A 20,510-nucleotide genomic window follows, 5' to 3' on the forward strand; every position below is an offset into this window, starting at 1 on the left:
CAACGACGGCAACGACGGCAACGACGGCAACGACGGCAACGACGGCAACGACGGCAACGACGGCAACGACGGCAACAGCAACAGGAACACGGAAACGGCTGATTTTACGGAATAGCACCGATACGCGATGAAGCGCCGTCGCGCTTTCATCTTATCGTGTGCCTTTCCGTCCATCCGCGGTTTCCGTGTTCCAGTTGTTGCTTGTCGCTGTTGCTTCTCGCTGTTGCTTGTCGCTGTTGCTTGTCGCTGTTGCTTGTCGCTGTTGCTTGTCGCTGTTACTTGTCGCTGTTGCTTGTCGCTGTTGCTTGTCGCTGTTACTTCGTCTTGCAGCCGGAGCGGTTCCTGCTAGTTCTCGACTGTGAGCTTGCCGACCATACCCAAGAGCGCGTGTGGATCGCACTGGAAGTAGTAGCTCTTGCCCGCTTCGAAGTTCACCGGCACGAGGAGCTCCTGGCCCGGGAGCTGCGCGAACGTGGACATCGGCGGCAGATTCGGTACGCCGGGGTTGGAGTCGGCGAGGAAGTGCACGTTGTGTACGCCGGTCACCAGAACGAACTTGAGCACGTCGCCCGGCTTGGCCTCGATGTCTTTCGGCTTGAAGTAATTGCCGGATTCGTCGGTGATCATTTCGATCGTGATGACCGTGCCCGTCGGCTTTGGGGTGTTTGTCGGCGAGGCTGTGGGGCTCGGCGCGCCGCCGTCGGCGCTATCGGTTGACGCGGCCTTCTCTCCGCCGCAGGCGACGAGCAACAGGGTAGCGGCGGCACAGGCGAATCGGGCGACAAGAGTACGAGTAGACATCAGCAAGGTCCGGAGGAGTGAGTAACGCGGTGTTGAAGGAACGGTGGTACGGAAGTCGGTCAGAAATCGCGGCGCTCGAAGGCGCGCCGTCCTGCCCAGGCGGGGGCCAGGATCCAGAGGAGCAACCCGACGATGGCCGCCATCGACCCCAGCATGCTGCCGAGGAAGCGATGCATCAGGGCGCCGGTGTAGCCCATGAGGGCTGCCGCGTCGCTTTGCATCACAATCATCGTGCGCGCCAGATCGACCGGGTTGGCAAGGGTGAGCGCCAGCATCGGCTTCTCCAGTGGGTAATCGGTGAACGTCGTGGCGACCAACAGCATGAGCCCGTCGTAGCCGATGGTGAGCAGCATCCACACCGCGATCGCGGTGCCTACGCCGCGCAGTCGATCCTCGATGGCCACGCCGATCAGCAGCGCGAGTCCGGCGAACACGAACGTCAGGGCGACACCGCCCGCCAGTGTCGCCGCCAGCAACGGTAGTGCGTCGCGGCCCAGCGCGCGGTGGAGCGCGAAGGGGAGCAGGAGGCCGAGCGCGAACGCCGTGGCCAGCGGCAACACGAGGCCTAGATACAGTCCGCTGAACAGCGCCGTACGACGGATCGGCTGCGCCAGGAGCAGCTCGTTGAATTCACGCGACGCATGCCAGGTGATCACGCCGAACAGCATGGTGACCAGCGGGACCACCAGCAACACCACGCCAAGCAGCGATGACAGCGCGCGTGGACCGCTGCCCGTGAGTCGCAGCATCGTTTCAGTGAGCAGCAGTATGCCGCCGCCAAACAACAGGACGCCGCGATTCTTGAGCACCGCGCGCGCTTCGTGCCGGAGTACGGTGGTGATCGTCGACCCCTGTGCGGCGCTCATGGCTTGACTCCGATCCCGCCGTGCTCCGGTTGCATCAAGTGCGCGATGGCGCGCTCGAGCGAATCGGCGTGCGTGACGTTCAGCAGATCGGCCAGTGGGCCCGACCAGCGTACGCGTCCCTCGTGCAGAAACACCACCGTGTCACTGATCTCCTGCAGTTCGCTCAGTATATGTGACGAGATGATTACCGCGCGTCCCTCGTCGCGGACCGCCCGGATCTTGTCCTTGAGCGTACCACTGGCAATCGGATCGAGTCCGGCCGTCGGCTCGTCAAGCAGGAGCAGGTCGGGCGAGAAGAGAAATGCGGCCACGGCGTTGAGCCGCTGGCGCTGTCCACCGGAGAGTGTCCGCACTGGCTGCTCGAGAAACGCCGCCACGCCGAGCCGCTGCAGCAGCGACTCGTCAGGCGGGGTTGCGCCACCGCGCAGGTCGCGTAACAAGTCGAGCACATCCTGGCCCGTGTAGCTCTCGGGAAATCGCGCGGCCTGTGGCATGTAGCCGATGCGGGCCCGATGAGCGATCTGTCCCGCCATCTCGATGCCGTCGAACGACATGCGGCCGGAGTCGGCGTGCACGAGCCCGAGCAGCAGCTTGTTCAATGTCGTTTTGCCCGCGCCGTTCGGGCCGATGATCGCCGTCACGGCGCCACGGGCGATGTCGAGATTTACCGCATCGAGCACGCGGCGGCGACCGTACGATTTCACCAGGTTCCGGATCTCGACGAGCGGCGAGGCGAGGCGGGGCAGCGGCATGATCGGTGTGGTGGTCGTACGAACCTCGCGGGGTGGGGAACGCAAGAGCGCGGTCGTCATGGCAGTTTCCGTGGGGCATGCATGAGCGGTGCCGCGTCACGCAATGTTTCCGGCGTCAGCGCCGGGACGACACGCTCCGCGATGTCCAGCAGATCGACCAGTAAACTTCTGGTGAGCACCAGCGCGGCCGGTGACTGCTCGACCAGCAGGGCGAACAAGCGCACGGGCGCATGCGACACATCACCGCGGCCATCATGGTCGAGATCGTACCCGGCATAGCGATCCCACCAGTTCCCGGTAAAGGTGCTGTAGTTGCGCCGGCTGTTGGTGCCGACGTCGAACACGTTTCCCGAGAACGCATTGCCACGCAGCACATTATCCTGCGCATCAGCCAGCACGCGCACTGCCCAGCCGTTGCGCACGAAGTCGTTGTCGATCACGTCGTTGCGGCTCGCACCTTCCATATGGAGCGCGACCGAGTTCTCGATGAACCGGTTGCCGCGCACTTCGCTGTCCGTGATTTCCTTGAGGAGCAGGCCGTACGCGGCGCTGCCACGATTGCGCTCAAACGTATTGCCGGTGATGTGTACGCGCTTCGAATACATGACCGCAACACCCGATTCATTGGCCCGAAAGGTGTTGTCTTCGTACCGGCACGAGTCGGAGAACATGAAGTGCAATCCGTACCGATGACTCCCGGTAGTGACGTTGCGCCGCACCCGGCTGTTGGTGACGAACTCGAAGTAGATCCCATCGCGGTGACCGCGGATCACATTGTCTTCGAGCACGATGTCGCGGCTCGACCAGAGGTGCAGGCCGTTGCCCGTCACCGTCTGAGAGCCGGCCATACCATCGAGGGTGTTCCCACGAACCAGACAGGCGCTGGCTCGCTGCAGATAAATGCCGAACAGGGTGTTCGTGAACCTGTTGCCTTCGATCAGGCAGCCCGCTGCTTCCACTACGCGTAACGCCGCGCGGTCGGTGGCCTGGCTGCTGCCGGTATTGCGAAACGTCATACCGCGCACGGTCACCGAATCGGCGCCGACCACGAGAATCTCGCGCAGGCCGCCGCCGTCGAGGATTGCGCCGCGCTCGCCCTCCAACGTAAGCGGCTGTCGGACAACCAGCGTCGGCTCGATATAGACACCGGCCCGCACACGAACCACGCCGTTTCGCGCCACCACGCGGAGCGCCTCGGTCACCGTGCGCACGGACGTCGCCGACGCGGTTCCCGACGGCGTGACGAACACGGTGTCCCTCACGGTGTCCCTCACGGCGTGCGTCGCGGTGTGCGTCGCGGTGTCCACGAGCGGTGTCGACACCAGCGCGAGAAGCGCGAGCGCGGCAATCATTGTAACGTCGTGGCGGACGGGGCGGACGGGGCGGGCGCTGCGGTTGGCACGGCTTGATTCTTCACCAGCGTCAGCACCTGCGGCCACGACATCAGCTCACCGCCGAGTCGGTGCCGCACGGCGTCGACCTCGGCGGCCGAGTCGAGGGCCGCCAGCCGACGGCCCATCGGCGAGTGCATTGCGCCGCCGTACAGGAACCGCGCGTGCGCCACGTCGAGCCAACGGGAAGGGTTTTCCACGTCCGCCACCCAGATGGCGCGCGGCGTCGACGTGGATGCGAGCGACGACACGTAGCCCGCCAGACATTCGATGGAGTCGAACGTCTCGAGGCGTCCGCGGGCCGTCAGCACCATGGCGCCGAAGCGCGGATCGTCGATGGTCATGCGACAGTACCGGCAGGAGTCCTCGCCGACCACGAGGGCACGTGGACCGGAGCCGCAGGCGCTGGCCGAGAGAGCCAACACCAGCACCGCAAGGGAAGTGAGTGAACGCGTCATGACACGCTCCGGGCACCGTCGCGGCGCGCCATCAGCGGCGCGGCGACGGCGAGCATGACACTGGCGATGGCCAGCAGTCCGCCAGTGGCCGGAAGGGACGTGGCCGTGAAGTTGAGCAACTTCTTGCTACCGATAAGTGGCGGTTGATACGACATACCGGGCACTTGGATCGGTGCGTGCTCGAGATCGAGGTTGTGACCGTAGTCGTACTCCCACCGCCAGAAGTCGACGAGACCGACCACCGCCGAGAGCAGCAACGCGCCGCTCCACACCAGGATCCATCGACGGCGTCCCATGGCGGCGACCAGCAGTCCGGCGACGCTCATCGCGATGATCCCCGCTGGCATGAACTGCAGCTCAGGGATGGTCTCCGGAACGATGGTTTTCATGCCGATGTAGTGGTTCAACCCGTTGATGTTCTGCAGGTCGTTGGGCTCCACCCCGGTCACCGTGTGGGCCCAGATGTGCATCCCCAAACCCTCGGGGTACTGTGGCGCGGTCAACGACACGCGCCACAGGGGGAAGAAGAGCGCGCTGACCAAGGCGACGGCTGCCGCCGCCACCATGATCCGGGCACGCCGTGAGGCAAACATCAGCGCGATCCCGTACGGGACTGCGGCGGGGTCGGGAGGGTGATCCCACGTTGTGCGGCGCGAGCCACCTGACCCTTGGCCTTGAGGGTGTTCGCCATCAGGGGTACGCTCGATCCTACCGGCGATACGCGGACGTATCCCGACATTTCCTGGTGCAGCGCCGAGCAGAAGTCGGTGCAATACATCGGAAAGACACCAACCGACTTCGGGATCCACTTCAAGGTGCGCGTTTCGCCGGGCATCACCAACAGTTCAGAGTTGATCGCACCCTGAATGGCGAAGCCGTGTGGAATGTCCCAGTCCTGCTCGAGGTTCGTGATGTGGAAGAGCACCGTATCGCCCACTTGCACGCCTTCGATATTGTCTGGCGCGAAGTGCGAGCGGATCGCCGTCATGCGCACGTGCACCACTTTCCCCTTGCGCTCGATGCCCGCTTCACGCTCCGACTTCGCGACCTGCGCGTGCCGGTTCTCGGCGAGCGAGTAATATTTCTTCTGCTGCTTCTCGATCTTCGACGCCGCGATCGCATTCGCGTAGTGCGGCTCACCGGTGGTCGGGAAATCGAGAATGAGCTTCATCTTCTCGCCCGAGATGTCGTACAGCTGCGCCGACTGGGTGAGCTCGGGACCGGTGGGCAGGTACCGGTCCTTCGTGATCTTGTTGAGCGCGACTGCATACTTACCGGCTGGCTTCGTGGTGGCGCCACCAGGAATCATGAGGTGACCGACCGAGTAGTAGGTCGGCGTGCGATCCACGACTTCCCACGTGCCGAGTTTCCACTTCACGATTTCCGACGAGATGAAGACGGAGGTGTAGGCGTAGCCTTTGCCGTCGAACTCCGTGTGCAGCGGACCAAGTCCCGGATCCTTCACTTCGCCCGCGAGGATCGCGTCATACTTGAGCACAGGGATCCCTTCGATGGTCGTCTCGAACGCTTGGTCCTTGATCGCCTGCTGCAGTTTGGTGAACGAGTGCACGGGGATCACCGTCGCGAGCTTGCCACCCGCCACGATGTATTCGCCGGTCGGGTCCACGTCGGCGCCGTGTGGCGACTTCGGCGTGGGCAGGAAATAGATCGAGTTCGGGCACGACTGCGGCGTGAGCATTTTCACGCTCTTCTTGGTTTCCGAGCGGGCCGTACGCGTGAACTCGTCCATCACGTTGTGCACGTAGTCGACGGGCCAGTTCTCCGCTTTGCCACCCTTCACGCAGGTTTCGAGGTTCTTCCAGTTGATCGCGGCGATGAAGTCCTTGTCGGCTTTGGACGCGTTGATCTCCAACTTCTCGTACGCCTGCTCCGAATTGTACGACGTGAAGAACACCCAGTCCTTGGACGGGCCCTTGCCGGCGCGCGCCAGGTCGTAGTTATAGCCCGGCACCAGCAGCTGGAAGGCGACGTCCATCTTGCCCTCTTCGTTCGCGCTGATAAAACTGATCGTACCCTTGAACGCCTTCTTGTAGTCGCTGATCGGCACGTCGGCCTGCGGAATCGGCAACGAGAATCGCGTGGAGGCGATCACGTACTCGGTGTTCGACGTCAGGAACGGCGACCCATGATTGCCACCCGAATTCGGGATCTGCAGGATCTCCGTCGCTTCGAATGTTTTCAGGTCGACGCGCGCCACTCGCGGCGTGTTGTTCGCGTTGACGAAGATCCAACGGCCATCGTCCTCACCAGCCGTCTGAGACAGCGCGGTATGGTGAAGGTCATCCCACGGGATGTTGCCGAAGGTCGTCTCCAGCATCGGCTTGGTCTCTTCCGAGTAGCCCCAGCCGTTTTCAGGAAACTGCGAGAAGACGGGAATGATCTTGAGCAGGCGGCCCGACGGCAGTCCGTACACACCGATCTGTCCATTGAAACCACCGGACATGAACGCATAGAACTCGTCGTGCTGACCAGGAGCAACGTAGACCTTGCTGGCGGCGTCGGCACTGCCAACCGAGCCGGCGGGGCGATTGGCGGGCGCACATGCAAACCCGTATACCATGGTGGTGGCGACGGTCGCAGTCGCCACGAGCCAACCCGTGCGGCGAGAGAGAGACATAGGGAGACCCCGAGATTGGGAGATGAAGAGTGCGGCGCGCGGCCTGCGGTGGCCGACGTGTCGCTGAAGCACAATCTCGGATGTCATATGCGTGTAGAAAGTCGGAGAAGCCCCCCGCTATTCAAGGGAAACCCTGACATGCTCATCGCACGTCGTTGTCAGATTCACGGCATGCGCCTCACACGATTCACCGACAATGCGTTGCGATGTCTGCTGCTGCTGGGCCTCGAGCCTGAGCGCTGCATTACCGTACACGAGATTGCCGAACGCATGAACATGTCGTACGAACATCTCGTGAAAATCGTGCACCGACTCTCCGAGCTGGGCTATGTCGAGACCGTGCGCGGACGGCACGGTGGGGTGCGACTGGGCAAGCCCGCCGTCGATATTTCACTCGGCACGGTGGTTCGACAGACCGAAGAAAATCTCGCGCTGGTGGAGTGCTTTGATCCCGAGCACAACACCTGTCCGATCGCGTCGGCCTGTCGGATGGCGAGCGTCGTGGACGACGCGCTCAACGCGTTTCTCGCCGTTCTCGATCAGCAGACTCTGGCCGATATGCTCGAGCCGAAAGCGGCGCTGGTTCCGCTTCTCGCTCGTCGCCAGGTGGTGGCGATCGGCTAGCGCGTTTCTCCCAATACGCGCAGCATCGCCCGTGCGAACGCCGGCAGGTCCTTCGGCACGCGAGCGCTGATGATGGTGCCGTCGACAACGGCCGGCTCGTCGACCCACAGCGCGCCGGCGTTGGTGAGGTCGTCCCGAATACCCAGCGATGAGGTCATGCGTTTCCCGCGCACAATGCCGGCCGAAATCAGAATCCAGGGGCCGTGGCAGATGGTGCCCACGACGCCCCCCTGTTCGTACACGCTCCGCACCAGCGAGAGCACCGACGGATCGCGTCGCAGCTTGTCGGGCGCCCATCCGCCGGGCGCCACGATGCCGCGCAGTGTGGCCGGCTCCACGTCGGCGACCTGACCGTCCATCGTGGCGGGGTAGCCCCACTTGCCCCGATAGCTCGCGTCGCCGGTGCCGATCAGCGGCGTGTGGTAGCCCGCCTCTTCCAGTCGGAGCTTCGGATACCAGACCTCGAGGTCTTCGTAATCGGGTCCGACGAGAATGGCGATCGTGCCGAGTGTGGACATGGCGAATCTCAGATTCGGGAAAGCGGCGGCACGTGGCCAACGCCAGCAAGATGGTGTGCCCGGGTGTCAGATAGGGCGAAGCCGGAAACGCTCCCCCGTGGCGTGCTGTTCCTCACGGGGATCGTACCGCGACCGGCCGCCCTGCGCCCCACACAACATGTAGTTAATTGTCGCCTCATCCGCCCTGAGAAGCGACGGCGGCTGGCTGCGCACGCTCGGCGCGCTCGACTCCGCCGGCGGCACGGTCGTGCACATCAGGGCAGGCATCACGGCGCTGGTGCTGGCGAAAGAGCTCGGGCCGCGACGCGACTTCACGTGCATCCCGACGGTGCCGCACAACGTGCCGTTCGCCCTCCTGGGCGCCGGCATGCTCTGGTTCGGCTGGTGTGGATTCAACGCCGGTTCCGCGCTCGCGGCACCGGTGTCGGTCTTCGTGCTGCACTATCGCGCGAGAACATCGCTCGACGACACGCACGACGTGTTCGCTTGCCACGGCGTAGCCGGTATCATGGGTGCGGTGCTCACGGGCGTCTTCGCGTCATTAAGGATGTGAACCCCATCGGTGCCGACGGTCTGCTGCGTGGAAACCCGTGACTGGTGGGCATGCAGGTGCTCGCCGTCGTCGCCACTATCGCCTTCGCCGGCACGGCCAGCTTCGGCATTTTGTCCGCACTCAAGCTGGCCCTGCCGCTGCGCCTTCGGGTGGACGCGGAAGTGCACGGCATCGACCTCGCTAAACACGGTAGGGAAGCCTATCACGGCCGCGACTTGAGTGACTTGACCGGTCGGCGAACGGCGCTGGGAGATGCGGTAGTGCGGTCTTCAGCGAGTTGCGGTGGCGCGGTGGCGCGGAATGCGGAGGGAAACGGCCAACTGCTTAGTGTGCAGGGGGGAGGGTGACGGAGGCAGGAAGCAGCAACTGCACAGCCATTACCCGCTCCCTGCCTCCTTCCCCCTCCGCACCGCCTCGAAGGCAGTTGGCCGTTTCGAGTCCACAAACGGAAAGGGGCGCTCACCATCAGGTGAGCGCCCCTTTCCGTACTCCCCAACCAGCGTCAGGCCTGCTTTCGATCCTGCAGCCAGGTAAGCGGGATCATGAACAGCGGAGACAGGAAGAGTCCGAGCAGAACGTTGATCCAGATGAGCGCCATGTAATAGGCGGTCATCCCCAATGAGGCCCAGATGGTTCCCAACGTTCCGTGTGATTCCACTGTCTGTCTCCGGAGTCGATTAGTGTCGGGCGCACAGCTGCGTGTGTCCGGCAAGTGCACAAAAGAGTAAGCGAGTCGGCTGCCGGAAGGTAGGGGGTGGTTGACGCGTCGACGCCTATGGGCGATCAGTCCACCATGTCCGAACTGACGAACTTCCCGCCCGACGCGCTGCTGCGGGCGTCGCTTGAGGTGGCTCTGGCGCCCGTCGTCGGACCGCTGGTGCTGGCGGTCTCCGGGGGGCGTGACTCCATGGTGCTGCTGCAAGCCATGGCGCGGTGGGCCCCTGAGCGCATCGCGGCGGTGGCTACCTTTGACCATGGCACCGGTCGCTATGCGACCGACGCGTCCTCGCTCGTGGCAGCAGAATCGCGCCGTTTGGGGCTCACCGTGGTGCGCGAGCGATCGCGTACGCCAGGGCACAGCGAAGCGGCGTGGCGCACGGCTCGATGGGACTTTCTCGGCCGGATCGCCCGCGCCTTCAAGGCGCAGGTGGTTACGGCGCATACCCGCGATGATCAGCTCGAGACCGTGGTGATGCGTATCATGCGTGGAGCGGGGGCGCGTGGACTGGCGGCATTGGCCGCGCCGTCGCGCGTGGTGCGCCCATGGCTCGGGGTGTCGCGCGCCGAGCTGGCGCGCTGGGCCACGTTGGAGACGGTCGCGTATCTGGAGGATCCGATGAACGTCTCGCGCGCCTTCTTGCGCGGACGGGTGCGGCACGAGCTGCTACCGGCGCTGGAGACCGCGACGCCGGGGTTCTCCGACCAGATTCTCGCCATCGCCGATCAGGCGGCGGTGTGGCGACGCGAGGTCGAACAGTACGTCGATGCGTTCGGCCTCGTGGTATCAGCGTCGCGTGAGCGTGCGTCCTGTCCTGCGGTGGCGCTCGAGAGTACGTCCTGCGACGGGCGCGCGGTGCTCTGGCCCGCGGTTTGCGCCCGCGCCGGTGTGACGCTCAATGCCAAAGGAACTCGCGAGCTCGTGAAGTTTACCACGGCAGGTCGACGTGGTTCGAGTATTCGCGTGTCCGGGGGGGCGATCGTGCTGCGACGGGGAGCCGCCGCGGGTGAACCTGCCGGCGATCAGTTCGAAGTGCGACGGGTGCCCACGCCGCGCCGGCGCGACGGCGCACCGGCGTGGGCCGGTGTCTCGGAAACGGTGCCGCCACGATTCGGAGGCTTTCGGTGGCGACGGCTGCTCACGGCGCCGACACCAGACGCGCATTCGGAGCCGGACCTGTGGACGATGGGATTCTCGCGTGGCGAACAGGTCGCGCTGCGCGTCTGGACCGCAGGAGATCGCATCCGAACCGTTGGTGCCCCAGCAGGGAGGCGTGTGACGCGGTACTTTTCAGAAGCCCATGTACCCGCATTGGATCGGCCGTCGTGGCCGGTCGTGCTCGTGGACAACGAGCCGGTGTGGGTTCCTGGGGTTTGCCGTAGTCTCGCGGCACCGTCCCGGCCCGGTCGGTCGGAGTTGATCTGGTACCGGTGTGAGCCCGAGTTTGACTGAGCAGAGCGAACCCCTTGCGGAAGACCCCCGTCTCGACGGACGTGCCGTCCGGCGTATTGTGTACGACGCCGACACGATCGAAGCGCGCGTAACGGAACTGGGCGCGGACATCACGGCGGCGTATCCCGACGGGGACTTGCTGGTGTTGGGACTGCTGAAGGGCAGTTTTATCTTTCTCAGCGATCTTGTCCGCCATATTGCACGCCCGTTGCAAGTCGATTTCCTCGTGGCGTCGTCCTACGGCGACGCGATGGAATCGAGCGGCGTGGTGCGTCTTCTCTACGATCCGGAAACGGAACTGGAGGGGAAACACATTCTATTAGTCGAAGACATCGTGGATTCTGGTCGTACCCTCAATCGGCTCATCGAACTGCTGGGTGACCGGAGGCCGCGTTCGCTCGAAATCTGCGCGCTGCTGCACAAACACATCGCGACAGAGCTTCATCATCCCACGCGGTTCATCGGGTTCGATGCGCCGCACGAATTTCTGGTTGGCTACGGGCTAGACCATGCCGAGAATTTTCGGCACCTCCCGTATGTCGCCAGCCTGCAGTAAGGCGGTCAACCTATGGCACCAAACATGACGCCCTCGCCGAAGAAGCCGTTCAACTGGGGACGCTTCTCCAAAACGCTGTCGTTCTGGATCCTCGTGATCCTGATTCCGATCGCTTTCCTGACCTATGGAAACGGTCGCGAATCGCAGGCGCCGGAGCTCGATTACAACGCGTATCGACAGCAGCTGGAGGTTGGCAACATTAAAACGGCCACGTTCCAGACTGACAACGTCTTGGCCGGACAGTTCAATCAGCCAGTGCGCGTGAATAACCGCGAGGCACGGAAGTTCGCGACGCGACTCGTGCCCGGCTCCGCGGAAAAGGAACAGGCGCGCCTGTTCGAGCGTGGGGTGCGCACGAACGCCAGCGAGCCGAGGGCGAACTTCGGCAGCCTGCTCATTACCATGTTGCCGTACCTTCTGCTGATTGGCTTCTGGATCTTCCTGTTCCGCCAGATGCAGGCCGGTGGCAACAAGGCGTTCTCGTTCGGCAAGAGCAAGGCGAAGCTGCTCAGCGGCGACACGCCCAAGATCACCTTTGCCGACGTCGCCGGTGCCGACGAGGCGAAGGTCGAACTGCAGGAAATCATCGAGTTCCTGAAGGACCCACAGAAGTTCACCAAGCTTGGCGGCCGTCTGCCAAAGGGTGCCCTCTTGGTCGGTCCTCCGGGTACCGGTAAAACGCTGCTCGCCAAGGCGGTGGCCGGCGAAGCCGCGCGTCCGTTCTTCTCGATGTCGGGCTCCGACTTCGTGGAAATGTTCGTCGGCGTGGGCGCATCGCGCGTGCGCGATCTGTTCGAGCAGGGCAAAGCACATGCGCCGTGCATCATCTTCATCGACGAAATCGATGCCGTCGGTCGCCATCGCGGCTCCGGCATGGGTGGCGGTCATGACGAGCGCGAGCAGACGCTCAATCAGCTGCTCGTGGAAATGGACGGCTTCGAATCGAACGATGGCGTGATCCTGATCGCCGCCACGAATCGCCCCGATGTGCTCGACCCGGCGCTCCTGCGCCCGGGCCGCTTCGATCGGCAGATCGTGGTCGACTTGCCGGATCTCCGCGGTCGTGAAGGCATTCTCAAGGTTCACCTGCGCAACAAGCCGCAGGCGGACGACGTGAGTGTGCATTTGCTGGCGCGTGGTACCCCGGGCATGGCCGGGGCCGACCTCGCGAATCTCGTGAACGAAGGCGCGTTGCTCGCGGCCCGGAAGGGTCACGACAAGATCTACATGAGCGATCTCGAGGAGGCAAAGGATCGCGTCATGCTGGGCGCCGAGCGCAAGTCGCTCGTCATGAAGGATGATGAGCGTCGTCTCACGGCGTTCCACGAAGCCGGACATGCGGTGTGTGCGATGATGGTTTACGGCAACGATCCGTTGCACAAGGTCACCATCGTGCCGCGTGGTCGCGCGCTCGGTATCGCCTTCACGCTCCCCGAGGATGATCGGGTGTCGGTCACCCGCGAGCAGCTCGAAGCGAAGCTCGTGATGGCGTACGGGGGTCGTGCCGCCGAAGAAATCGTGTTCGGCCGCAACCGCGTCACCACCGGTGCGGCCAGCGATATTCAGCAGGCTACGAGCATCGCCCGTCGCTACGTCACGCAGTGGGGACTTTCCGACACCATCGGACCGATCCTTGTTGGTGACGTCGAGCAGGAGCTCTTTCTCGGCCGCGATATTCAGACCCGTCGCGAAGTCTCCGAGCAGACCGCGCAGCTGGTCGATTCCGAAGTGAAGCGCGTGGCGTTCGAGGCGCATGCCCGGGCCGTCGCCGTGCTCACCGAGCATCGTGCGCTGCTCGACATTGTGGCCACGCAGCTGCTCGAGCGCGAGACGCTCACGCGTGACGACATCCTGCTGCTCAAGGCCGGCAAAGAGTTGCCGCCGCGCCTGCCCCCTGACATGCCGATGGTGCCGCAAACGCTGGCGACGCCGGCCGCGCCGGTGGCCCGTCCGATCACGCCGCCGATGCTGGGCGGTCCGGAAATCGCCCCTGCGTAACCGCGGCGTGGGTCCGGCGTGACGGGCCTTGGCAACGTGCAGGTACTGCAATTCACATGGCGCGACGGCCTCGAAATCGGGGTCGTCGCGCTGGTGTTCTATCGCATCCTGCTGCTCATTCACGGCACGCGCGCCCTGCAGATTCTGGGCGGGGTGGTTGTGCTGGTGGCAGCGTACGCCATCGCATCGCTGTTGCAGCTCACCATGATCACCTACCTCCTGGGGTTGGTGTTCACTTACGGCGTGTTCGCGCTGCTCATCATCTTCCAGCCCGAGCTGCGGGTCGCGCTTGCCCACCTCGGACAGACGCCCGTTACACGGCTCTTCCGTCGCGCGGAGCAGGGGCCCGTGGAAGATGAAATCGCGGATGCGATCGACCGCCTCTCGCGCTCCGGCGTCGGAGCGATCATCGCCATCGAACGCGATGTTCCGCTCGCGGATTTCATCGATAGCGGGTCGTCGCTGCAGGCGAAGGTATCGGCCGATCTGCTCACCACGATCTTCACGCCGTACTCGCCGCTGCACGACGGCGCGGTGATCATTCGCGGTGACACCATCGTGGGCGCCGGTTGTATTCTACCGCTGTCGCAGGGTGCCGTGGGACATCGCTCGTTGGGCACGCGACACCGTGCCGCGTTGGGGCTCGCCGAAGAAACCGACGCCATCGTGATCGTGGTCTCCGAAGAAACAGCCGTCGTGTCGGTGGCACGCGACGGCGCCTTGCAGGTGCGTCTCTCGCCGGTGCAAGTGCGCGATCTGCTGGCCGGTCGGACCGTCAAGTCGACGGCATGACCCAAGCACGCACGTCGCCGCGCGACCGTTTTCGGCTGCCGTCGTCGATCATCGCCCCGGTGGTCGCGATCGTGGTGTTATTGTCGGCGTATCTCGCCACCGCCGCCCCGGATCTCACGTTCTGGGATGCCACGGAGCTCGTGACGGCGGCGCGCACGCTCGGTATTCCGCACCCGCCCGGCACGCCGCTGTGGGTGCTCATGGCGCACGTGATTTCGACCGTGTTCTCGAATTCCGGACCAGCGCGGGCCGTGACCATGCTGTCGGTGCTGGCAAGTGCACTGGTGGGCGGCGTCGGGGCATCGATGCTGCGACGATGGATTGGTTCGCGGGGTGCTGTGGTTGGCGCCGTGATCGCCGGCACGATGACGACGGTGTGGAGCAATGCCACCGAGACCGAAGTGTATGCGGTGTCCCTGCTTGTCTCGGCGCTCATGCTGGCGGCCGGCGAGTATGCCGGTCGACCGGGCGTGTCAGACCACGCGCGACGCCGTGCGCGCGCTCTCATCGTGTTCATGGCGGCGATCGCGGTGCCGTTGCACTTGAGTGTGCTGGTGGCACTCCCGGCCGCGCTGGTATTCGCGTGGAACGGACCGCGTGTGCGCGTGGTCGATGTGGTCGGTTGGGGTGCCCTCAGTCTGCTCGGGGTGTCGGCAGTGGCCGTACTCCCCTTACTGTATGCCGCGGGGCCCGACCTGGCGTCGGGCCATCCGGATTCGCTCCGAGCGCTCGTGGCCGTACTGCGCCGCGAACAGTACGAAGTCGCCGGACTGCTTCCTCGCATGGCTCCGCTCTGGCTGCAGCTGGGGAACGTGTTCGAGTGGGCCGACTGGCAGGTGGCGTTCGGGGTGCATCCGTTTCCCACGCCGTCGGTGCCGCGCACGCTGCTGACGCTCGCGTTCGTGTGGTTGGCGGTGCTCGGCCTGCGCACGGTGTGGCGGCATGAAGCCCGCGCGGGACGGGCCATGCTGGTGCTGCTCCTGTCGGGTACGGTGGGAGTGGCCTTCTGGCTGAACATGCGTGCCGGTCCCACCTTTGGCGGCAGCTTTCTCCCGGTCGGGACCGTCCATGAGGCGCGCGAGCGTGACTATTTCTTTGTGCTTGGCTTCTGGAGCTGGGGACTGTTGGCGGGGGCTGGCCTCTCGGCGATTGCTGCGGCGTTTGCCAAGCGGCTGCCGGCGCCGATCGCCGCCCTGCCATTGCTCCTCGGCGCGGTACCGTTGGTGGCCAATCGGAGTGTGATGGATCGCACGCGCGAGCCGATTGCGATGATGCCACGTACCTATGCCAGGCTGCTGCTCGACGCCATTCCGCAGCGCGGCGTGCTGCTCGCCGGCGGTGACAACGACACCTTCCCGCTCTGGTATCTGCAGCAGGTGGAGGACTATCGGTCGGATGTCACAGTGGTGACCGTTCCGCTGCTGGGCGCCACATGGTACCGAGAGTCGCTCGCCGCGCGTCGGTTGCTACCGCCCGAGGCGGTGCGCCGTTGGCCAGGGCTCGAGGCCGCGCTGCGGTCGGTCATGATCCACGCCACCGAAGACGGGCGCGACGTGCGGGTCAGCACCTTGCTGACGCGCGCCGATCGCGATCGTATTGACCGGACGCAGGGTTGGGCGCTGCAGGGGCTGGTGTACGCGCCCTCGGCGAGTACCGCGCCTCGTTCGATTACGCTTGATGCGGCCGCGTTGGCGCGGTCTCGGGAGACGGTGCCTCTCTCGGTGCTCGCGCCTATTCCGGCTGGCGCCGATCCGGCCGTGGCCCAGATGCAGGCGCTGCTCCGCTGTACGCAAGTGGTCCGCATCGACGATCCGTTACTTGTGTCGTCGTGCAATGCTCCCTAACCTTATGTGCTATGCCAATTTCGGACCATGTCGCAACGATGGTGGCGGAGGTTCGTGAGCGCATCGCTGCGGCACGCCAGCGGGGAGGACACGGGCAGGACGTCACCCTGATCGCGGTCACGAAAACCCATGGCCCGGACGCCGTGCTGGCGGCCTGGAACGCGGGCGTCCGCGATGTGGGCGAGAATAAAGTGCAGGAAGCCGAATCAAAGCGGGATCAGGTGACGGTGCCGGTCCGCTGGCATTTGATTGGTCACCTGCAGCGCAACAAGGCCAAGAACGCCGCGAGGTTCGACCTCGTCCACAGTCTCGATAGTGAGCGGCTTGCCCTCGCCCTCGACGGCGCGGCGAGCGAGGCGCAGCGGGTGCTCGAGGTGCTGGTGCAGGTCAACGTGAGCGGGGAGTCCACCAAGAGTGGGTTCGCGCTGCGCGACCTGCCGACCGTCGCTGAGCACCTCCACGCATGCAGCAATCTGCGGGTCCGGGGAGTCATGACGATGGCGCCGTTCGATGCCGATGAATCGGTATTGCGCAGCGTTTTCCGTGGCGCGCGGGACGCGCGGGCACAGCTGCAAGCGGCGGGGTTCGAGGCCGAGTGGCTGAGCATGGGTATGTCGGGCGACTACGAAGTCGCGATCGAAGAAGGCGCAACGCACGTACGGCTGGGCACAGTGCTGTTCGGCAGTCGGACCTGATTCATCCGGGAATTCGCATGGCGGACGACGGCTTTCATCTCACCGCGCTCGATGCGCGGCGCTTCGATTTCGGCAACGCACTGCGTGGCTACGACCGCGCACGCGTGGACCAGTTCCGCGAGCAGGTCGCCGAGGAACTGGAGCGCTTGTCGCGGGCCAATCAGGAGCTCGATCAGAAGGCGCGTAACTTCCACGAGCAGCTGAAGTCGTTTCGCGATCGCGACAAGGCGATCAACGAAGCGCTCGTGAGCGCCCAGCAGTTACGCGGCGACATCAAGGAGCAGGCCGAGCGCGAGGCGCAGCTGATCCTGCGTGAAGCGCAGGCCGAAGCCGACAAGCTGCTGCAGGGCGTGCGCGATGAACTGCGTCGCGCCGAAGAAGAGGTGCAAGCGCTCTGGCGCACGCGTCGCAGCTATCTCGCGCAGCTGCGTCATCATCTCGAACGTCAACTCACGGAATTGAACGCGGCGGAATCCGAACCGATCCCCGACTTCACCACACCGCGCACCATGTCCGCGGTGCGTGCGGAACCATCAGTGGTGCAAGAGATCCGCCAGTTGCCCCCACGCCCAACGGCTCCCACGCCGTCGTGGCTCGATATCGTCGAGGATGACGCATGAGCGCCTCACAGAATTCCCGTCCGCAGCTGCAATACACGCAGGAGCACACGGCCGTCGGCCTGTCGCATCCGGCCCTCGGTCTGCACGCTCGTGAACGCATCGAGGCATGTGCCCAGGCCGTGCGCGCGCGCTTTCCGCGCGCGGTCGATACCGCGATCATCCTTGGCACCGGACTGGGTGGCCTAGCCAACGAGATCGACGTCGAGCAGACGATCGAGTACAAGGATCTTCCCAATTTTCCGCTGTCCACGGTCGAATCGCACAGGGGCCGATTGCTCTGCGGCACGCTTGGTGGGAAGACGGTCGTGGCCATGCAAGGCCGCTTCCATCGCTACGAAGGCTATTCGTTGCAGCAGGTCACGTTCCCGGTGCGCGTGCTGCGCGCGCTGGGGGCGGAGACGCTGATCGTGAGTAACGCGTGTGGGGGGATGCATCCGTTGTGGCAGACTGGCGACCTGATGCTGATCTCCGATCACATCAACCTGCTGGGCGACAATCCCCTCATCGGCCCCAACGACGACACGCTCGGCGCGCGCTTCCCCGACATGTCAGAGCCATACGACCCCACTTTGCGAGCGCTCGCGCGCGAGGTGGCGGCGCAGAACGGCATCACGTTGCGAGAAGGGGTGTACGTGGCGGTGCAGGGGCCGAATCTGGAAACGCGCTCCGAGTATCGTTTTCTGCGTGGCATCGGCGCCGATGTGGTGGGCATGAGCACCGTGCCCGAAGTCATCGTGGCGATTCACGGTGGCATGCGCGTGTTGGGGCTTTCCATCATTACTGATAAGTGTCTGCCCGATGCGCTCGAGCCGGCCAGTCTGGCCCAGATCGTTGACGTGGCCCGTTCCGCTGAACCACAGCTTGCTGCCGTCGTGAAGGGCGTGATCGCGCGGATGTAACACCGCGCCGCCGCTCCACCATCGTTTCTCCGCCTGCCTGAACGCTCCGAATTACACCGCTCTCATGACTGCTCCGCAGGACACCGTTTCGTATCCGCTCCTCCCCGACTCGGGCGCTGATGCCTTCGAGCAGGCACTGCTTGCGCGCTGGGACGCCGAGCAGCTGTTCGAGCAGGTGCAGGCCGCGCGGGCCGGCGCCACGCCGTTCGTGTTCTATGAGGGGCCGCCCACGGCCAACGGCCGTCCGGGTATTCATCATGTGTTCTCACGCACGATCAAGGACCTGTTCTGCCGCCACCGCGCGATGCAAGGGTTCTTCGTGCCGCGGAAGGCCGGGTGGGATACGCACGGCCTGCCGGTGGAAATCGAAGTCGAGAAGGAGCTGCAGCGTGAGGAAGCCGCACGTCAGGGCGTCGATCCGTCAGAGATCGCGAAGCTTGGCGGCAAACAGCTGATCGAGCAGACCGGCGTGGCGGAGTTCAACCGTCGCTGTCGCGAGAGCGTGTTCAGGTACCGGGGCGACTGGGAAAAGCTGTCGCAGCGCACGGCGTATTGGCTCGACTACCACGATCCCTACGTCACCTACTCGCACAACTTCGTGGAGTCGGTGTGGTGGGCCCTGCGCACACTGCATGAGAAGTCGCTGCTGGTGCGCGGTCACAAGATCCTACCGTACTGTGCGCGCTGTGGCACGGCGCTCTCCAGCCATGAAGTCGCGCAGGGATATGACGACGTCGACGATCCGAGTGTGTATGTGGCGCTCGATCTGCTCGACGAGCAAGGCAACGCGCCCGCGCAGCGTCGTCGCATGCTGGTATGGACGACCACGCCCTGGACGCTGGTGTCGAACACGGCGCTGGCGGTGCATCCCACGCTCACGTATGTCGAGCTACGCAAGAAGACGGGCGCCGAGTGGACGATCATTCTGGCCGAAGCGCGGGTGCCGGGCGTGCTTGGCACCGATTGGGTCGATCGCTGGGACGTGACCGGACAGATGACCGGCGCGGAGTTGTCGGGTATGCGCTATCGCCGTCCGTTGGACTGGGTGCCGTATCCCGACGAGGGCCGCCATGAAGTGATCGTGACGGAAGATTTCGTGAGCGCGGAAGACGGCAGCGGCGTGGTGCATATGGCGCCGGCTTTCGGTGCCGACGACTACGCGGCCGGTCAGCGTCATGGACTCGCGTTCCTGCAGCCGGTGACGGCGCGCGGCGAGTTTACCGACGATGTGCCGGAAGTGGGCGGCGTGTTCGTGAAGAAGGCCGATGCGCGCATCATCGAAGTGCTGCGCGAGCGCGACGTTCTCTGGAAGGCCTCCACCTTCACCCATTCGTATCCCCATTGTTGGCGCTGCGGCACCCCGCTGCTGTACTACGCCCGCGGGTCGTGGTTCGTGCGCACGACGGCGGTGCGTGACAGTCTGATGGCGCGCAACGCCGCCGTGGATTGGCATCCCAGCGAAGTTGGCACCGGCCGCTTCGGTGAGTGGTTGGTCAACAACGTCGACTGGGCGATCTCGCGCGACCGCTACTGGGGCACACCGCTTCCGGTGTGGGTCAACGACGACGACGCCACCGAAATCGACGTGATCGGCAGCTATGCCGATCTCGCCACGCGCATCGGCCGGCCGCTACCAGAGGACTTCGATCCGCACAAGCCGCACATCGACCAGTACACGTGGCCGGCCCCGTCGGGGAAGGGCACCATGCGTCGCGTGCCCGAAGTGATCGACACCTGGTTCGACTCGGGCGCAATGCCGTTCGCGCAGTGGCACTATCCGTTCGAGAACCACGACAAGGTGGAGGCGCAGTTTCCGGCCGACTTCATCTGCGAGGGCGTTGATCAGACGCGCGGCTGGTTCTACTCGCTGCTGGCGATCGCGACGGGGCTGGGCGATGCGCTGCCCAACAACACCGATCGCACCGCGGCGCCGTATCGGCATGTGGTCGTGAACGACCTCGTGCTCGATGCACAAGGACAGAAAATGTCCAAAAGCAAGGGCAACACGGTCGATCCGTGGCAGGTGCTGGAGCGTCATGGCGCCGATGCGGTGCGTCTGTTCCTCGTCGCCACCAGCCAAGTGTGGGTGCCGCGCCGCTTCGACGAGAACGCGATCCGCGAAACGGCGGGGCGGTTCCTGGTCACGTTCCGCAACGTCTACAACGGCATCTTTGCGCAGTACGCGAATTTCGGATGGACGCCGAGCGCGAACGATCCGGCGGTGGCCGACCGTCCGGCGCTGGATCGCTGGATCCTGTCGCGCCTCACGCGTGTGGAAGCGGAAGTCGATCAGCATCTCAATAACTACGACGCCACCTTGGCGGCGCGTCGCGTG

21 protein-coding genes are annotated in these 20,510 nt (G+C 64.6%); 12 read left to right on the forward strand and 9 right to left on the reverse strand.

Translation table 11 applies throughout. The features are described 5' to 3' along the window. Positions 1 to 345: 345 nt before the first annotated feature. From ACLL97_RS00435 to nosZ, 7 genes are read right to left on the reverse strand one after another with little or no spacing between them, the layout of a single operon-like run. The gene (locus ACLL97_RS00435) at positions 346 to 801 is read right to left on the reverse strand and encodes a plastocyanin/azurin family copper-binding protein (RefSeq protein ID WP_411278498.1); all 456 of its coding nucleotides are present in this window, start codon (positions 799 to 801) and stop codon (positions 346 to 348) included. Positions 802 to 860: 59 nt separating this feature from the next. Further along, positions 861 to 1,667 carry an ABC transporter permease subunit gene (locus ACLL97_RS00440; RefSeq protein ID WP_411278499.1) on the reverse strand — a complete coding sequence of 269 codons (807 nt, stop codon included), beginning with the start codon at positions 1,665 to 1,667 and terminating at the stop codon, positions 861 to 863. After that, positions 1,664 to 2,479, reverse strand: a complete 816-nt coding sequence (locus ACLL97_RS00445) for an ABC transporter ATP-binding protein (RefSeq protein WP_411278500.1) — start codon at positions 2,477 to 2,479, stop codon at positions 1,664 to 1,666. Before ACLL97_RS00445 ends, ACLL97_RS00440 begins: the two co-directional genes overlap by 4 nt. Then, a complete protein-coding gene (locus ACLL97_RS00450; RefSeq protein ID WP_411278501.1) occupies positions 2,476 to 3,771 on the reverse strand; it encodes a nitrous oxide reductase family maturation protein NosD in 1,296 nt (431 codons plus the stop codon). The genes ACLL97_RS00445 and ACLL97_RS00450 overlap by 4 nt, the downstream gene beginning before the upstream one ends. Then, positions 3,768 to 4,268 carry a nitrous oxide reductase accessory protein NosL gene (locus ACLL97_RS00455; protein WP_411278502.1) on the reverse strand — a complete coding sequence of 167 codons (501 nt, stop codon included), beginning with the start codon at positions 4,266 to 4,268 and terminating at the stop codon, positions 3,768 to 3,770. Before ACLL97_RS00455 ends, ACLL97_RS00450 begins: the two co-directional genes overlap by 4 nt. Then, positions 4,265 to 4,861, reverse strand: coding sequence for a hypothetical protein (locus tag ACLL97_RS00460; RefSeq protein ID WP_411278503.1), 597 nt, complete (start codon positions 4,859 to 4,861; stop codon positions 4,265 to 4,267). The genes ACLL97_RS00455 and ACLL97_RS00460 overlap by 4 nt, the downstream gene beginning before the upstream one ends. Next, the gene (gene nosZ / locus ACLL97_RS00465; RefSeq protein WP_411278504.1) at positions 4,861 to 6,906 is read right to left on the reverse strand and encodes a Sec-dependent nitrous-oxide reductase; all 2,046 of its coding nucleotides are present in this window, start codon (positions 6,904 to 6,906) and stop codon (positions 4,861 to 4,863) included. The genes ACLL97_RS00460 and nosZ overlap by 1 nt, the downstream gene beginning before the upstream one ends. 138 nt (positions 6,907 to 7,044) lie before the next feature. On the opposite strand from nosZ, the gene ACLL97_RS00470 reads away from it, so the two are divergent. Next, positions 7,045 to 7,530, forward strand: coding sequence for an Rrf2 family transcriptional regulator (locus ACLL97_RS00470; RefSeq protein ID WP_411278505.1), 486 nt, complete (start codon positions 7,045 to 7,047; stop codon positions 7,528 to 7,530). On the opposite strand, the gene ACLL97_RS00475 is transcribed toward ACLL97_RS00470, so the two are convergent. After that, on the reverse strand, positions 7,527 to 8,048 hold the full coding sequence (locus tag ACLL97_RS00475; RefSeq protein WP_411278506.1) for a type 1 glutamine amidotransferase domain-containing protein: 522 nt from the start codon (positions 8,046 to 8,048) through the stop codon (positions 7,527 to 7,529). The two genes, ACLL97_RS00470 and ACLL97_RS00475, sit on opposite strands and share 4 nt — an antisense overlap. A gap of 247 nt (positions 8,049 to 8,295) precedes the next feature. On the opposite strand from ACLL97_RS00475, the gene ACLL97_RS00480 reads away from it, so the two are divergent. Together ACLL97_RS00480 and ACLL97_RS00485 are read left to right on the forward strand one after the other, a co-directional pair. Beyond that, positions 8,296 to 8,601, forward strand: coding sequence for a hypothetical protein (locus tag ACLL97_RS00480; protein WP_411278507.1), 306 nt, complete (start codon positions 8,296 to 8,298; stop codon positions 8,599 to 8,601). Between the two features lie 50 nt (positions 8,602 to 8,651). Beyond that, positions 8,652 to 8,948 carry a hypothetical protein gene (locus ACLL97_RS00485; RefSeq protein WP_411278508.1) on the forward strand — a complete coding sequence of 99 codons (297 nt, stop codon included), beginning with the start codon at positions 8,652 to 8,654 and terminating at the stop codon, positions 8,946 to 8,948. A gap of 155 nt (positions 8,949 to 9,103) precedes the next feature. Here the strand turns inward: ACLL97_RS00485 and ACLL97_RS00490 are convergent, their stop codons facing one another. Next, positions 9,104 to 9,259, reverse strand: a complete 156-nt coding sequence (locus ACLL97_RS00490) for a hypothetical protein (protein ID WP_411278509.1) — start codon at positions 9,257 to 9,259, stop codon at positions 9,104 to 9,106. Between the two features lie 135 nt (positions 9,260 to 9,394). Between ACLL97_RS00490 and tilS the strand changes: the two genes are divergently transcribed. From tilS to ileS, 9 genes are all read left to right on the forward strand, one after another. After that, positions 9,395 to 10,771: a tRNA lysidine(34) synthetase TilS gene (tilS, locus tag ACLL97_RS00495; RefSeq protein ID WP_411278510.1), complete on the forward strand. Its 1,377-nt coding sequence runs from the start codon at positions 9,395 to 9,397 to the stop codon at positions 10,769 to 10,771. Then, positions 10,764 to 11,327 (forward strand): hypoxanthine phosphoribosyltransferase, encoded by a 564-nt coding sequence (hpt, locus tag ACLL97_RS00500; protein ID WP_411278511.1) that lies wholly within the window; start codon positions 10,764 to 10,766, stop codon positions 11,325 to 11,327. Before tilS ends, hpt begins: the two co-directional genes overlap by 8 nt. 12 nt (positions 11,328 to 11,339) lie before the next feature. Continuing rightward, positions 11,340 to 13,325 (forward strand): ATP-dependent zinc metalloprotease FtsH, encoded by a 1,986-nt coding sequence (gene ftsH, locus ACLL97_RS00505; RefSeq protein WP_411278512.1) that lies wholly within the window; start codon positions 11,340 to 11,342, stop codon positions 13,323 to 13,325. Positions 13,326 to 13,343: 18 nt separating this feature from the next. Continuing rightward, entirely contained in the window at positions 13,344 to 14,117 is a 774-nt protein-coding gene (cdaA, locus tag ACLL97_RS00510; RefSeq protein ID WP_411278513.1) for a diadenylate cyclase CdaA, read from the forward strand. Beyond that, positions 14,114 to 15,961, forward strand: a complete 1,848-nt coding sequence (locus ACLL97_RS00515) for a protein O-mannosyl-transferase family (protein ID WP_411278514.1) — start codon at positions 14,114 to 14,116, stop codon at positions 15,959 to 15,961. The genes cdaA and ACLL97_RS00515 overlap by 4 nt, the downstream gene beginning before the upstream one ends. 11 nt (positions 15,962 to 15,972) lie before the next feature. Next, positions 15,973 to 16,656, forward strand: coding sequence for a YggS family pyridoxal phosphate-dependent enzyme (locus tag ACLL97_RS00520; protein ID WP_411278515.1), 684 nt, complete (start codon positions 15,973 to 15,975; stop codon positions 16,654 to 16,656). 17 nt (positions 16,657 to 16,673) lie between these two features. Further along, positions 16,674 to 17,276 (forward strand): DivIVA domain-containing protein, encoded by a 603-nt coding sequence (locus ACLL97_RS00525; protein ID WP_411278516.1) that lies wholly within the window; start codon positions 16,674 to 16,676, stop codon positions 17,274 to 17,276. Positions 17,277 to 17,356: 80 nt separating this feature from the next. Continuing rightward, positions 17,357 to 18,175: a purine-nucleoside phosphorylase gene (locus tag ACLL97_RS00530; protein ID WP_411278518.1), complete on the forward strand. Its 819-nt coding sequence runs from the start codon at positions 17,357 to 17,359 to the stop codon at positions 18,173 to 18,175. A gap of 64 nt (positions 18,176 to 18,239) precedes the next feature. After that, positions 18,240 to 20,510, forward strand: a 2,271-nt coding sequence (ileS, locus tag ACLL97_RS00535) for an isoleucine--tRNA ligase (protein WP_411278517.1), incomplete at its 3' end; no start/stop codon positions are given.

It is taken from the genome of Gemmatimonas sp. (assembly GCF_046594945.1).
Lineage (GTDB): Bacteria > Gemmatimonadota > Gemmatimonadetes > Gemmatimonadales > Gemmatimonadaceae > Gemmatimonas.